Origin of the sequence: Tateyamaria pelophila (assembly GCF_019966495.1) — a bacterium.
Taxonomy (GTDB): Bacteria; Pseudomonadota; Alphaproteobacteria; order Rhodobacterales; family Rhodobacteraceae; genus Tateyamaria; species Tateyamaria pelophila.
On the sequence record NZ_JAIMIA010000015.1, the window covers coordinates 58,481 to 72,227 of the forward strand.

Annotated in this window: 17 protein-coding genes and 1 tRNA gene; 7 read left to right on the plus strand and 11 right to left on the minus strand. The window is 59.6% G+C overall.

The annotated features are described in order from the left end of the window. Positions 1-27: 27 nt before the first annotated feature. Together LC354_RS07355 and LC354_RS07360 are read left to right on the plus strand one after the other, a co-directional pair. Positions 28-1,242, plus strand: coding sequence for an RSP_2647 family RNA methyltransferase (locus tag LC354_RS07355; RefSeq protein ID WP_223422491.1), 1,215 nt, complete (start codon positions 28-30; stop codon positions 1,240-1,242). Next, positions 1,239-1,784 (plus strand): RSP_2648 family PIN domain-containing protein, encoded by a 546-nt coding sequence (locus tag LC354_RS07360; protein ID WP_223422499.1) that lies wholly within the window; start codon positions 1,239-1,241, stop codon positions 1,782-1,784. The genes LC354_RS07355 and LC354_RS07360 overlap by 4 nt, the downstream gene beginning before the upstream one ends. Before the next feature lie 2 nt (positions 1,785-1,786). Here the strand turns inward: LC354_RS07360 and LC354_RS07365 are convergent, their stop codons facing one another. The 7 genes from LC354_RS07365 to LC354_RS07395 form a co-directional block, all read right to left on the minus strand. Next, positions 1,787-2,476, minus strand: a complete 690-nt coding sequence (locus LC354_RS07365) for a M48 family metalloprotease (RefSeq protein ID WP_223422501.1) — start codon at positions 2,474-2,476, stop codon at positions 1,787-1,789. Positions 2,477-2,548: 72 nt separating this feature from the next. Beyond that, positions 2,549-3,712 carry a cytochrome P450 gene (locus LC354_RS07370; protein ID WP_223422503.1) on the minus strand — a complete coding sequence of 388 codons (1,164 nt, stop codon included), beginning with the start codon at positions 3,710-3,712 and terminating at the stop codon, positions 2,549-2,551. Positions 3,713-3,759: 47 nt separating this feature from the next. Beyond that, positions 3,760-4,947, minus strand: a complete 1,188-nt coding sequence (locus LC354_RS07375) for a vWA domain-containing protein (RefSeq protein ID WP_223422505.1) — start codon at positions 4,945-4,947, stop codon at positions 3,760-3,762. Position 4,948: 1 nt separating this feature from the next. After that, positions 4,949-5,119 carry an apolipoprotein acyltransferase gene (locus LC354_RS07380; RefSeq protein WP_223422506.1) on the minus strand — a complete coding sequence of 57 codons (171 nt, stop codon included), beginning with the start codon at positions 5,117-5,119 and terminating at the stop codon, positions 4,949-4,951. A 34-nt stretch (positions 5,120-5,153) separates the two neighbouring features. After that, positions 5,154-6,521 carry a DUF2927 domain-containing protein gene (locus LC354_RS07385; protein ID WP_223422508.1) on the minus strand — a complete coding sequence of 456 codons (1,368 nt, stop codon included), beginning with the start codon at positions 6,519-6,521 and terminating at the stop codon, positions 5,154-5,156. Then, positions 6,518-6,973 carry a GNAT family N-acetyltransferase gene (locus tag LC354_RS07390; protein ID WP_223422510.1) on the minus strand — a complete coding sequence of 152 codons (456 nt, stop codon included), beginning with the start codon at positions 6,971-6,973 and terminating at the stop codon, positions 6,518-6,520. Before LC354_RS07390 ends, LC354_RS07385 begins: the two co-directional genes overlap by 4 nt. Positions 6,974-7,143: 170 nt before the next feature. Beyond that, positions 7,144-7,983, minus strand: coding sequence for an AAA family ATPase (locus LC354_RS07395; protein ID WP_223422512.1), 840 nt, complete (start codon positions 7,981-7,983; stop codon positions 7,144-7,146). A 174-nt stretch (positions 7,984-8,157) separates the two neighbouring features. Between LC354_RS07395 and dksA the strand changes: the two genes are divergently transcribed. Then, positions 8,158-8,580 (plus strand): RNA polymerase-binding protein DksA, encoded by a 423-nt coding sequence (dksA, locus tag LC354_RS07400; RefSeq protein ID WP_223422525.1) that lies wholly within the window; start codon positions 8,158-8,160, stop codon positions 8,578-8,580. 127 nt (positions 8,581-8,707) lie between these two features. Here the strand turns inward: dksA and LC354_RS07405 are convergent, their stop codons facing one another. Next, positions 8,708-9,751, minus strand: coding sequence for an ornithine cyclodeaminase (locus tag LC354_RS07405; protein WP_223422513.1), 1,044 nt, complete (start codon positions 9,749-9,751; stop codon positions 8,708-8,710). A 12-nt stretch (positions 9,752-9,763) separates the two neighbouring features. After that, entirely contained in the window at positions 9,764-10,684 is a 921-nt protein-coding gene (gene rocF, locus LC354_RS07410) for an arginase (RefSeq protein ID WP_223422515.1), read from the minus strand. A 118-nt stretch (positions 10,685-10,802) separates the two neighbouring features. Between rocF and LC354_RS07415 the strand changes: the two genes are divergently transcribed. Continuing rightward, positions 10,803-11,228, plus strand: a complete 426-nt coding sequence (locus tag LC354_RS07415; RefSeq protein ID WP_223422517.1) for an Lrp/AsnC family transcriptional regulator — start codon at positions 10,803-10,805, stop codon at positions 11,226-11,228. On the opposite strand, the gene LC354_RS07420 is transcribed toward LC354_RS07415, so the two are convergent. Together LC354_RS07420 and LC354_RS07425 are read right to left on the minus strand one after the other, a co-directional pair. Continuing rightward, a complete protein-coding gene (locus LC354_RS07420; RefSeq protein ID WP_223422518.1) occupies positions 11,225-11,683 on the minus strand; it encodes a disulfide bond formation protein B in 459 nt (152 codons plus the stop codon). The two genes, LC354_RS07415 and LC354_RS07420, sit on opposite strands and share 4 nt — an antisense overlap. Positions 11,684-11,765: 82 nt before the next feature. Then, positions 11,766-12,377 carry an exopolysaccharide biosynthesis protein gene (locus tag LC354_RS07425; protein WP_223422520.1) on the minus strand — a complete coding sequence of 204 codons (612 nt, stop codon included), beginning with the start codon at positions 12,375-12,377 and terminating at the stop codon, positions 11,766-11,768. 193 nt (positions 12,378-12,570) lie between these two features. On the opposite strand from LC354_RS07425, the gene LC354_RS07430 reads away from it, so the two are divergent. The 3 genes from LC354_RS07430 to LC354_RS07440 form a co-directional block, all read left to right on the plus strand. Beyond that, a tRNA-Leu gene (locus tag LC354_RS07430) sits at positions 12,571-12,656 on the plus strand. 441 nt (positions 12,657-13,097) lie between these two features. Continuing rightward, on the plus strand, positions 13,098-13,283 hold the full coding sequence (locus LC354_RS07435) for a hypothetical protein (protein WP_223422522.1): 186 nt from the start codon (positions 13,098-13,100) through the stop codon (positions 13,281-13,283). Positions 13,284-13,337: 54 nt separating this feature from the next. Further along, on the plus strand, positions 13,338-13,747 hold a 410-nt coding region (locus LC354_RS07440), incomplete at its 3' end, for a transposase (protein WP_223421634.1).

Genomic DNA, 13,747 nt, shown 5'->3' on the forward strand with positions numbered 1-13,747 from the left:
GCGCCGAACGCACTAGAGGGGGACGCTATGACAGAGCCCCTTTCGTCGTCTGATGACGCCCGCCCCCATGTTCGTATGCGCCCCAAGACCGATGCGCGCCGCATTCGCCACGGATTTCCGTGGTGCTATGCCAACGAGATCGTAACCGACAGGCGCACCAAGGCGCTTGCGCCGGGAACACTGGCCGTTTTGGAGGACGAAAACCGCAATCCGCTTGGATTGGCCGCCGTCAATCCTGCATCAAAAATCATCGCGCGCATGATCGATACCGATCCTGAGGCGCAGGTGGATCATGCGTGGTTCTCGGACCGTTTGCGACGGGCGCTGGCCCTGCGGGATCGGTTGTTCGATGCGCCGTTCTATCGATTGGTACACGCCGAAGCGGATGGATTGCCAGGCGTCGTGATCGACCGTTTTGGCGACACGCTGGTTATCCAGCCTAATGCAGCCTGGGCCGATTTGCGCATCGATCTGCTGGCCGCAGCAGCGGCAGAGGTGACAGGCGCGCAGTGCGTGATCAAGAACGCCAGCGGGCGCGCCCGTAGCCTTGAAGGCCTCGACGATGTCAGTGCGGTTGTGCTGGGCACCGCGCCGCTTGGCCCTGTCGCGGTACCAATGAACGGTGCCACCTATATGGCCGACCTGATGGGCGGCCAGAAAACCGGCCTCTACTACGACCAGCGGCCCAATCACGCCTTTGCCAAGACACTTGCGGACGGTGCGCGGGTCCTGGACGTGTTCTCGCATGTGGGTGGATTTGGCCTTGCGGCACTGGCCGGCGGGGCGGCCTCAGCGCTCTGTGTAGATGGATCTGCCCCCGCTCTGGAGCTGGCCGCGCAAGGGGCCGCTGCGATGGAGGCGACTGACCGTTTCGAGGCGCGGCAAGGCGATGCATTCGATGTGCTGACAAGTTTGGGCGAAGAGGGCGCGCAGTTCGATCTGGTGATCTGTGATCCGCCGGCTTTTGCACCTGCGCGGCCCGCATTGGATGCGGGGCTCAGGGCCTATGAACGTGTGGCGCGGTTGTCTGCTGCGCTGGTGGCTGAGGGTGGCATTCTGGTGCTGTGCAGCTGTTCTCATGCCGCAGACCTCGAGAAATTTCGCGGAGCCTGCCTGCGCGGCATCGGACGGGCAGGGCGCCGCCCCGCTTTGATCCAAACCAGCTTTGCCGGTCCCGACCATCCACTGTTGCCGCAACTTGCAGAAAGCGGATATCTCAAGGCGCTGTTTTTCCGCCTATGAAAATTCTGATCGATGCGAATGTGCTGTATCCCACGGTGATGCGCGAAGTGGTCTTGGGCGTGGCACGGGCCGGGCTGTTCGAGCCGCAATGGTCGACGCGTATTCTCGAGGAATGGGCCCGCGCCGCGGCCCGTCTGGGACCAGAGGCCGAAGCACAGGCCCGCAGCGAGATCGTGATGCTGAACGCCGCCTGGCCCAAGGCCGAAATACGGTATCCGCCAGAGCTTGAGGCGCGGCTTTGGTTGCCTGATCCCAACGATGTACATGTTCTGGCTGCGGCGATTGCCGGGTCATCCGACGCCATCATGACAGCAAACGCCAAGGATTTTCCGCGCAACATTTTGACCGAAGAAGGGGTGTTGCGGGTCGATCCCGATGGCTACTTGCAAGGTTGCGCCGAGGCCAATCCTGACCGTGTCGTTCCAGTGGCCGAAGCCGTACTGGACGAAGCACGACGCCTGTCAGGCGAAGACTGGACCATGCGCAAGCTGATGAAAAAGGCCCGTTTGCCCCGGTTCGGCAAAGCGATCGAACGCGCCTGAGGTCACGGCGCAACCTGCCATTTTTCGCGCAGATCCTTCAGCGCCTGCACCCTGTCGTGAGTCATCGGGTGGCTGAGAAGCCATGCGGGTGCCTTGCCCGCATTGGATTGGGTCAGGGCTTCGAGCTTTTCAAACAGGGCAATTTGCGGTTCGATCCCGATGCCCGCCTTGGTCAAAAGAGCAGCGGCGTAGGCGTCCGCCTCATATTCGTCGCCGCGCGACAGCCGGGCGGCCAGCAACGAGGCCAAACCATTGGCAATCAAAACGCCCACACCGGGAATGAAGCGTGACAGAACCATCGCAAGCGCGGTGCGCAAGGCGTTCTGGCTGGAGAAATCGATCATCCGGCGGCGGCTGTGACCGAGGGCCACATGCCCCAATTCATGGGCGATAACGCTGGCCATTTCAGCCGCGGACACAGCGCCCTCTTTGAATTTGTTGTAGAAACCACGCGTGATGAAAATCCGCCCGTCCGGGGCTGCCAGCCCGTTCACGGGCTCGATTTCATAGATATAGACTCTGACGCGGTCGATCTCGAGCGCACCGGCCAACTGGTCGCACATCTGCCGCAGCATCGGGTCCATCAGCTCGGTCGATTTCTCGTCCAGTTCGCGCGCAGTGCGCCACATGGAAAAGCGGAACATCGCCAGACCATACAGCAGTGCCAGAAGGATCGGTGTAAACTTGATCATGTGATTGATATGGGGCGGGAAGGGCGGTTGGGCAAGCGTGATTGGCGCGAGAGTTTCCGGAACATTGAAAGATCAGGTGGTCCAGCGGACAGGAACGCGCGTTGGTCCGCGAAAGGCCCAGCCTGCAAAAGGCGCATCGCCTGCGAGGGTCAAATCGGGCAATTGGTCAAAGAGCATCGGCAGCGCACAGCCTGCGATAAGGGTGCGGGACGCGGCAGCACCTGCGCAAAAATGCGGTCCGGCACCAAAGGGAATGGCAGGCCCCGTGTCGCGGCTGATGTCGAACATGTCCGGGTCCGTGAAATGCCGTGGGTCGCGGCAGGCCGCGCCAAACATGAAAAAGATCAGGTCTTCGGCCTTGAAGGTAACGCCGCACGCGTCGCCATCTTGCGCGACCCGTCTTGGCGACATGCCAATAGGGGCGATGAGCCGCGTGTATTCATTGAAGGCAGCGGACCAATCGGCTTGCCCGTTCTCGATCTTGGCCCGTTGGTCCGGATGCGCAAGTAGTGCCCAGGCCGTGCCGGCGATCGCATCGCGCGGTTCGTTCTGACCGCCGCCGATGATGACCCGCACATTGCCTGCAATGGCGTCGACCGACAGACCCGCCTGATCCAGCACGGAGATGATGGACAGATCAGGATGTGCGCGCAGATGCGGCAATCGTTCTGTGATGAGGGCCAGCACTTGCGCCGCAGCCGCATGCCCCCGCGCATCAACGTCAGCATCCGCCTGATAATTCGCAGCCGCATCCAGCATCGCCTGACTGGCGGCGTCCATGTCCGCCGCCTCCATATTGGTCAGACCCGTCATCACGCGCAGCGCGTCGGCAGAGACCGGCATCGCGTAATCGGTCACAAGATCGCATTGGCCCAATGGCTTGAGACGGTTTATATGCCCCTGCACGATATCGCGAAACTGCGGGGCCAGCACATCGCGGACGGTGCGCGGGCTGAGAGCAGGAAACAGAGCTTTACGCTCGGCCATATGCGCGGCGCCGTCCTTGCGCATCATATTCGGCCCCATCACCCTAGTCAAAAGACCGTTGGGCTGATGGCTGGAAAACATCTCGATCCGCTTTTCCTGCACGAAGATGTCGTCGCGCCGGGTAAACAACGTCGCGCCCAGTTCAGGCACGAAACACACGGGTGTGTCGGCCTGCATTTCGGCAAAGGTGGGGTAGGGATCGGCATGAAAGGCCGCAGGATCAATATGGACGACCGGCGCGTTGGACATGAATCGACTGTGCGCGCAAATACCGTTTCGAGCAAGCCGCCACCGACCTAGCGGGTCAGTGTCTTGATGCCGCGGCTGAGTCCTTCGAGCGTCATCGGCACCATGGCTTCGGGCCCAAAGATTTCCTGAACCATCTGGATCGAATGGGTGTAGCTCCAGTATTTCTCCGGCACCGGATTGATCCAGAGATTGGACTGCCATTGATCTTTGGCGCGTTCCAACCAGACCTGACCGGCCTCGGCGTTCCAGTGCTCATTCGCCCCACCGGGATATGCGATCTCGTAGGGGGACATGCTGGCATCGCCCACAAAAATGCATTTGTAGTCCGGGCCATAGGTGCGCAGGATATCATGGGTGGGCGTCTGGGCGTCCCAGCGACGGCGGTTGTCGCGCCATACGCCTTCGTACAGGCAGTTGTGGAAATAGAAATGTTCAAGGTGCTTGAATTCTGACTTGGCTGCCGAGAACAACTCTTCGACGACTTTGACATGAGGGTCCATGCTGCCGCCGATATCGAGGAACAGCAGCACTTTGACCGCATTGCGCCGTTCGGGCCGGGTTTTGACGTCGAGATAGCCGTGCTCGGCGGTCGCCCGGATGGTGCCGTTCAGATCCAACTCTTCGGCAGCGCCATCGCGGGCCCAGCGGCGCAGGCGTTTGAGGGCCACCTTGATGTTGCGGGTGCCCAACTCGACCGTGTCGTCGAGGTTCCTGAACTCCCGTTTATCCCAGACTTTGGTCGCGCGCTGGTGGCGCGATTTATCCTGACCGATCCGCACACCTTCGGGATTGTAGCCATAGGCCCCGAATGGGGACGTGCCTGCGGTGCCAATCCACTTGCTGCCGCCCTGATGGCGGCCCTTCTGCTCTTCCAGCCGTTTTTTGAGTGTTTCCATCAGCTTGTCGAAGCCACCCAACGCTTCAATCTCGGCGCGTTCCTCTGCGCTCAGGTGTTTTTCAGCCAGCTTTTCCAGCCAGTCTTGCGGGATATCGACAGCCTCTAGCACCTGTTCGGTGCTGATCTGTTCCAGCCCGTCAAAGGCGGCGGCAAAAGCGCGGTCGAACTTGTCGATATTGCGTTCATCTTTGACCATGCTGACGCGGGCGAGGTAGTAAAACGCTTCAACGTCATAGGTGGCCAATCCGGCCTTCATCCCTTCGAGAAAAGCCAGAAATTCACGCAGGCTGACCGGCACGCCGTGTTTCCGAAGGTTCTCAAAGAAGGGCAGAAACATCTCAGCTGCTCAGCATGCGATCAATGACGACTGTGGCAATCAGTCCCACCACCGTGAAGGCCAGCGCGTGACCGACTGCGTACTGGGCGATGTCGAGACGGTTGCCACCCCGTTTTCGGGCGGTCATCCCACCGATGATGGCCCCCAGAAGAGCCGCTGCAATTACGATCATTTCATTGGCCTTTCAGAGTCTTGGAAGCGAGCGTTCAACCTTTGAGCGGGTTCAGCGAAGAAATCTCACGCATCTTGGATTGGACGGCCCAGTCAGACCCGAACCCGTAGCGCGCCCATCCAAGGCTGTCCAGCCTGACGGTGCGCGCTTCTTCACTGCGGCCTTTCAGGTCGAGGGCCTCGGCACGCAGCAACAGCAAAGTGGACAAGAGGGCTGCGTTCTCGTTCTGGGCGGCTTGATCGATATGCGGATCAAGAATGGTCAGGGCGCTGTGACCATCACCATTGCTGATCGCGTAGGCGGCGAGTTGCGTGGCCACGTAGGCGCGGTGCAGGTCTGCCCCGACGGTCGCGGCATAATAATGATCCGCCGCGCGGAAATGGGTTTGGGCGGCACGCGGATCGGTTCCGACCAGCAAGCGGCCCTTGGCGTAGTGGGCAAAGGCACGGCGGTGATCGCGCCACTGCATGGCGCCCGCGATGGAAAGGGCCTCGTCGGCGGCCTTGTGACGTTCAGCAGGACTTTGATCCGGGCCAAGAGCGGTCTGGATCGCGTCACTCCAGGCGCGGGGTGTCCGCGTGGCATAGTCAGCAGGCAGGCTGTCGCCCTGCGGGTTGATGCGCGAAAAAACGGCGGGCAGACGTTTGGAAACCTCACCCCGCGTCATGCCGGAGTGCAATTCAGGCGCATAATAGGCGCGCAACATCAGCATATCGAAACCGGTCAGGACCGTGTGCACATTGTCATCGTTGAACACGGAATCGGGCAGGCGATAGAGATCGTTCAGCGGACCGATGGCTTGCGCAAGTTCTTCGTGCAGACAGTCGCGCACTTCCTGGGGGCTGACGTCATTTGGCAGGAAAATGGCCAGATGTTCGCGTTCGCGCAAAGTGCTCCAGCTGGTGCGGGGGTTGCGACGATTGGGCTTGTACTGCTCGATCGAGGTGATGTTGGGCACTACGAAACAAGCGGCTTGGGGCAGGGCGTCTTGGATCTCTTCGCGGCTGACGGCCTGAATGGTGATATTGGGTTTTTGCCCTGCCCGGGCCTTACGGATGTCGATACCGGCCTCTGTTTGCAGCCGGGTGAGCAGGCGTTTGAGGTCCGGGCCAAGCGAGGGCGGGGGCGCGCCGGTCACCTGCACCTTGATGGGGCCTTCAAAGCGCGTAAACACCGGCAACGCGCGTCCCGATTCCAGTTGAAAGCTCAGCTCGATGAAATCGAGCGCCAGATCGTTGTTGGATCTGATGGGTTTTTCCGGGCGGGGCGTGCCGAATGTCTTCATCGGGGGCAACTGGCTGGACGGCGGCAAAGCCCGGGTGGGCGTGTCGCCGGGCGTGACAGGTACGCATGCGGCCAGCAGCAGCACGAGGGGAAGAGCAAAACGGCGGACCTGTTTCATCTGCGCTGATACTTGATGAACGGGGTCACTTTGCCGATGCGGTCATACAGCTTACGGGCTTCGGCGTTGAAATCCTGGGTGAGCCAATAAACCGTTGGGCAACCGTCGGCGTCCGCGGCGTCATACACCGCTTCGATCAGTTTGCGCCCAACGCCCGTACCCCGCACCTCCGGGCTGGCATACAGGTCTTGCAGGTAGCAGACGTTTTCCACGCTCCAGCCGTGGCGGTGGAACAGATAATGGGTCAACCCGACCAGCTTGCCGTTCTGTTCGGCGACAAGGCAATGGAAATCCTGTGGATCATCCCCCAGCAGCCGTTCGAAATAGGTATCGTAAAAGTTTTGGGGGCGCGTTGTTTCGTAGAACTCCAGATAGGATGTCCACAAATCACCCCATTCGGAGCGATCCAACGCAGAAAGAGGGCGCACAATAAGCGCGTCTGAGCCTGTCATAAATACTGCCTGCCTGCCTGTTAGCAATTTGGGTGCGGGCGTTTTCGCCTCTCACCAAGATCATGGTATGCAGCATTCGATGCAAAAGAAAGCATTTTTCCCGACCCGCGGAGGCGGAGCGGGGCAGTGGCCGGGGATTGTGACCAAAAAGACTCGGATGCGAGGTCCGCTTACCGCTGGCCGCGCGCCATGAAGGCCAGCCTTTCAAACAGATGGACATCTTGCTCGTTCTTGAGCAATGCCCCGTGCAGCTTGGGCAGCGATTGCGCGCCCCCGGCTTTGAGGTCCTGGGCGGTGAGGTCTTCAGCCAAGAGCAGCTTGAGCCAATCCAGCACCTCGGAGGTGGACGGTTTTTTCTTCAGGCCTTGCTGGTCTCGGATTTCGAAAAACTGGGTGAGGGCGGTGGTCAGCAGACTTTCCTTGATCCCCGGATGATGCACCGCGACGATCTGTTTCATCGTTTCCATGTCCGGAAAGCGGATGTAGTGAAAGAAACAGCGGCGCAGGAACGCGTCGGGCAGTTCCTTTTCGTTGTTGGATGTAATGATGACAACAGGGCGATGGCGGGCTTGGATGGTCTCACCGGTCTCATAGACAAAGAACTCCATCTTATCGAGCTCTTGCAGCAGATCGTTTGGAAACTCGATGTCGGCCTTGTCGATTTCGTCGATCAACAGGACGACTTTTTCATCGGCTTCAAACGCCTCCCAGAGTTTTCCCTTCTTGATGTAATTGGCGACGTCATGGACCTTGTCCTCGCCCAGCTGGCTGTCGCGCAGGCGGCTGACGGCGTCATATTCGTAGAGACCCTGTTGGGCCCGGGTCGTCGATTTGATGTTCCATTCGATCAGGCGCAGACCGAGGGCGCGTGAGACTTGTTGCGCCAGTTCGGTCTTGCCAGTGCCGGGTTCTCCCTTGACCAAAAGTGGTCGTTCCAGTGTCACGGCGGCATTTACCGCAATGGTGAGGTCGTCCGTGGCGACATATGCGTCGGTACCTTGAAATTTCATTTGCGTTCACCCTGTTGCGGTCTGGCGTTGATGTGGTCGCTTTTAGCCAATCTGGTGCGGGATTGTGTAGTGACAATCTGAATGACCTCCGATAAACGCTGCGACAGGGAGCTGCTCGGGGCAATGTACAGGGGATCGTTCATGACCAAGGTCAGTCATATTGAGGGGAAGCCTATGAAACAGGAAGTGTTTCTGCCGGACGATTACAGTCCGGCTGAAGACGAGCCGTTCATGAACGACCGGCAAGTCGCTTATTTTCGCCGCAAACTTCTGTCGTGGAGGTCCGAGCTTCTTGCAGGAAGCAAAGACACGATCGAAGGTTTGCAAGACGGAACACGCAACATTCCGGATGTTGCGGACCGCGCCAGTGAAGAGACGGATCGTGCGCTTGAACTGCGCACGCGGGATCGTCAGCGCAAGCTGGTGTCCAAGATCGACGGTGCCTTGCGCCGGATCGATGAGGGCGAATTTGGATATTGCAGCGTGACGGGCGAGCCCATTTCGCTCAAGCGTTTGGATGCGCGTCCCATTGCGACGATGAGCCTTGAGGCGCAAGAACTTCACGAGCGCCGCGAAAAAGTACACCGCGACGACTGACGTGGACCATGTATGCGCTTGAGCGCAACGTTTCCAACGACCCCGTAAGGCGCACCCATGGTGCGCCTTTCTTGATGATGGATCGGTCTGTTTGCCTTACGGCAAAGACGCCCGCCCACCAACCCTTTCAGCTCTCCGCCCGAGTGAGCATTCCAAACAGATCGCGCGGATCGTCCGGATCGGCCAACAAGTCGAGCGGATGGAAAAACTCGGTGCCCTTGATCTTGTCCCTGACGAAGCGCAACGCCGAGAAATCCTCGATGGCAAAGCCCACGCTGTCGAAGATCGTAATTTGCTTGTCTGACGTCCGGCCTTTGGCGCGCCCGGTCATCACCTCCCAAATCTCCGTGACCGGGTGATCCGGGTTCAGCTGCTGGATGTCGCCTTCGATCCGGGTTTGGGGCCGGTATTCCACGAATATCTCGCCGCGCCTCAGGATGGCGGGGGCAATTTCGGTCTTGCCGGGACAGTCGCCGCCAATGGCGTTGATGTGCACACCGGCGCCCACCATATTGTCGGTCAGGATCGTTGCATAGGCCTTGTCCGCCGTGCAGGTCGTCAGGATTTGAGCACCTTCGATGGCCTCTTCGGCGGAGTGGCAGATCGTGACGGTCAGGGACGTTCCGGCCAGGTTCTTGGCGCATTTCGCGGTGGCGGCGGGATCAATGTCATAAAGCCGTACATGGGTGATCCCGGCAATGGCCTGCATGGCCAGAGACTGGAATTCCGATTGCGCGCCGTTGCCGATCATGGCCATCGTCGCGGCACTCTTGGGGGCCAGCGTTTTCGCCACCAACGCCGATGTGGCCGCAGTGCGCAAAGCCGTCAGCAGTGTCATTTCCGTGAGCAGGACAGGATAGCCGTTGCTGACATCCGCCAAAAGGCCGAAGGCGGTCACGGTTTGCAGGCCTTCAGCCATGTTCTTGGGGTGGCCGTTGACGTATTTGAATCCGTAGGTCTCGCCGTCGGAGGTTGGCATCAGCTCGATTACCCCTTCGGCAGAGTGTGACGCCACGCGCGGGGTTTTGTCAAAGCTCTCCCAGCGTTTGAAGTCTTCGGCGATATACTCCGCCAGACCACGCAGCATGTCGCTCAGTCCGATGTAGTGGATCAGTTGCATCATGTGATCGACGGAAACGAAGGGCACGAGGGCCGTGTCAGAGGGTTGCATGGGGCTTGTCCTTCAATAGGCGCGGGTTGGGCGGTCAAACACTCGACGACCAAAGGCAGAGGCGGTCAGATCCACCATCACTTGCGCGGTGCGGCCGCGTTCGTCCAGAAACGGGTTCAGCTCGACCAGATCGAGCGAGGTCATCAGGTCACTGTCGCAGATCATCTCCATCACCAGATGCCCTTCGCGGATGGTGGCGCCGCCGGGAACGGTGGTGCCGACGGCGGGCGCGATGGAGGGATCGAGAAAGTCGACATCCAGCGAGACATGCAGCAGGCCATGTGCGGCCCGCACCCGATCTAGGAAGGCAGAGAGGGGTTTCGCAATACCATGCTCGTCGATCTGGCGCATGTCGATATAGGTGATGTCCGTCGCTTCGATGGCGGCCCGTTCCTCTATATCAACCGAGCGCAGGCCGATCATTGCAATCTGATCGTGGGGGACAGGGTGCGGAACGGGTAGAAACCCGCCAAAGCCATCGCGGCCCGTGACATAGCCGACCGGGGTGCCATGCAAGTTGCCCGAAGCGGTCGTGTCAGGCGTGTGGTAATCCGTATGCGCATCCAGCCAGAGCATGAAAAGCGGGCGGTTACGGCGCGCTGCATGGGCGGCTGCTCCATGGACCGTACCGAGGGCGATCGCATGATCGCCGCCCATGAAAATGGGCAACCCGTCGGCGCAGGCCTGCTCTGCCGTGCGCGAAAGGGCCGCCGTCCACGCGATGTTTTCTGCGCGGGCGTGGACGCGATCTTCGGGTTTGGCTGTAAACGGGTCGGGCGCGACATTGCCTTGATCCGTCACGCTGTGGCCCAGATTGCGCAACGCGTCAGCGAGCCCGGCAGTGCGGTAGGCGTCTGGCCCCATGAGGCAGCCTTGACGGCGTTTGCCGCTGTCCATTGGCACGCCGATCAGGTGGATGTTTTTGCCGGACATTTCTGGCATCCTTTTTCTGTTCTGTGTCGTTTGCATGATAAGTCTGCGCATTTTGTGGCATAGACAAGCGGCTATAGTGGTCGTAATGCTCATTGAGTGCTCAATATGGACAGTCGAAATGGACAAAACGGACAATGAACTGATCGCTGCCCTGCGCCATGATGCGCGGGCCTCGCTTTCTGATCTGTCGGCCCGCCTGGGGCTGTCACGCGCGACTGTGCGATCACGTATAGAAAAGCTGCGAACGCGGGGCGACATCCTGGGTTTTACGGTTGTTCTGCGCGAAGATACGTTGCGTGATCTGGTGCGCGGGTTGATGATGATTTCCATTGAAGGCGGCGGAACGGAGCGGATCATTCGGACACTGCAAGGTATGGTCGAATTGCGTGCGGTGCATTCTACCAATGGCCGGTGGGATGTGATTGTCGAGATCGGGACGGACACGCTGGAAACCTTCGACGCGGTCTTGTTCCGCATCCGTCGACTTGAGGGGGTCGTGGCCAGCGAAACGTCGCTGCTATTGTCGACCCGCAAGTCGGCTTAGCGGCTGCGCAGCGCCATGACCCAAAGACCTGCCAACGCCAGCGATATGACCATGTTCCAGCCCGCCATGCTGAGCCCTGCGAATTGCCATGCGATGTCGTCGCACCGGATCAGCGGCGCTGCCATGATCTGATCAAACAGGTCGTTTGTGTCTATGCCACCAATTGCGCCCGCTGTGCAGGACGTCGGACCTTCCCACCAGCCTTGTTCGACACCGACATGATAAAGGCCAATACCTGCCGTGGCCAAAGCTGCCGCAGCGCCAAAGATGAGCAAGGCGGGCAGCGGAACGAACAGCGCCACAGCGCCAAGGGCAATCGCCGCAGCATGGGGATAGCGTTGCCAGATGCACAGCTTGCAGGGGGCGAGCCCGCCCAAATGCTGGAAAGCGAATGCGCCAAGCAGCATTGCCGCAGAGCCGCTTGCTGCCAAAAGAATCAAACGCTGTTGTGTCATGCAAGCCTCCGTATCTGAGACGGCTATATGACATAGTTGGGGGTCAAGGCCTATGCGTTCCGCTGACGCGCGTTTCGGTGGATTACAGGCCAAGCCAGGTCTTGATCAGGCTGGCCAGCGTTGCCCCCGCAAAGACCAGCGTTCCGATCCAGGCTGTGCCGATCGCGGCGCCGACAAGGACCAGAATACCATCGCGCTGCAAAAGGCCCATCGCGACGACCACAACCGCGAACCCGGGAACCGTGTTGGTGCCGGGCAGGGGGACGAGGATCGAGGCACTGAACAGCACGAGGGCGAGGCCCAGAAGCCGGTCAACTGGCGGCTGGGTCAGGACCGTCAGTCGCGGGCGGCTCACCGCTTCGATCCGCTTGAGCCAAGGCGCGGACCGTCGGGCGAGCGTGCCGAGCCCGTCCGTTGAAACCGTGCGCGCACTCAGCTTACGGGGCAGCCAAGGTACACGGCGGCCCAATAGGATCTGTACTGAAACGAACATCAATGGCAGCGCCACGATCTGAGGGATGCCATACAGGAAAGGGATGCAACACGGCAGCGCAAGAATGAGCAGAAACAGGCCAAAGGCCCTTTCATGCAATTGTGTAAGTATCCATTCCAGCGATACGGTATCCCCGTTGGCATCCGCGACCAATTTGGCGAGCCGATCCGAGATCGCCATGTCCTGCGCGACAACGGCCATGATGTTGAAATCTCCTGAACTATCGGTTCGCCGTATCAAATGATCACGGGCTGTGCCAGCGCGCGGGCCCCCTTACATCAAAAATTATCGTCCATAGAGCATCCGTGTCGTTTTCCTGATCAGGGCAAACAGTCGGAACGTCGTCGATTTGTGCTTGCCCCTGCTGCGGCGTTTCGCTATCGGGTTCTCCGAGGCCCAAGTGGCGGAATGGTAGACGCAGGGGATTCAAAATCCCCCGCCTTTGCGGGCGTGCCGGTTCGAGTCCGGCCTTGGGTACCAGCCTCAAATCAACTCTTGCGCGTGCGCACGTGGTTGCCGGGTTTTCCCGAAATGCAGAACCATCAATACGGTAGGGTTCGGACGATCTTGTACGTTGGCGGTCGTTTTGTGCCAGGCAGTTGACGGCTTTGGCCGCGCATCTATCTGCCTGAATCTATTGAAGAATTCTTGCCGGTCAAAGACAAAACGTCCTCGAAGCATTTCATGCGGTTTGTTGCAGGAGCAGCACGCGGCCTCGGAAAGCCACGGAAAACGCTGTTTTGCGTCGGACCTTTGCCACACTTCGGCAAAAAAGGCACGGGATTAACCTACCTTGCAGTTTTCCCAGTGAATTAGTTGCGAATTTGAACTAAAAGTCTCCGATAGGTTTCGGTTGGACTGTGCATAACGCCGTAACTTCTGTGTCTTAAAGATTGCATTCATTGAATTAGGATAGCGTAGATGTCCGTGATTAATGGTACGCCAAATAACGATACGCTGCCCGGCACGCCGGACGACGATACCATCAACGCGCTTGGCGGGGATGATCTCGCAATTGGCGAAGGCGGTGATGACAGCATTCTCGGTGGTGATGGAAATGATACGCACCCGCATTCCCCAAGTAGCTCTCTGATTTCGCTGTCTTGAACGTGATATTTTCTATATATATCATGGCGTTGGTTGCTGCGGAGGATGTGTTTCATGGATCACCCAGAGGGTGCGGGCTTGCAGCGGGCAGATCGTGTGGATTTTGACCCTCGCGTGCGGCTGGAATTCCGGGGCGCTCAGCTCAGTTCGGATGGCGGCCTTCTGGTGATGCGCGAGCTTGATGACGCGCTCGGTCTGTCCAATCTGGCGTCTGCTGCCCTGTGCGATAATCGCCGTGGCAAGAACACGATCCACCGGCTCGACGGGCTGTTTCGGCAATCGGTCTACGGCCGGTTGGCAGGATACGGGGACGTCAATGACGCCGACCGTCTCGCGCTCGATCCCGTGATGCGCCAGGTTGTCGGTGGCCGTGCCGTCGATGCGCATGCCGCATCCACGTCGCAGATGGGCCGGTTCGAGACCGAGGGACTGGCGACCGCAGAGAACCGGGCGGCTCTGTCTGA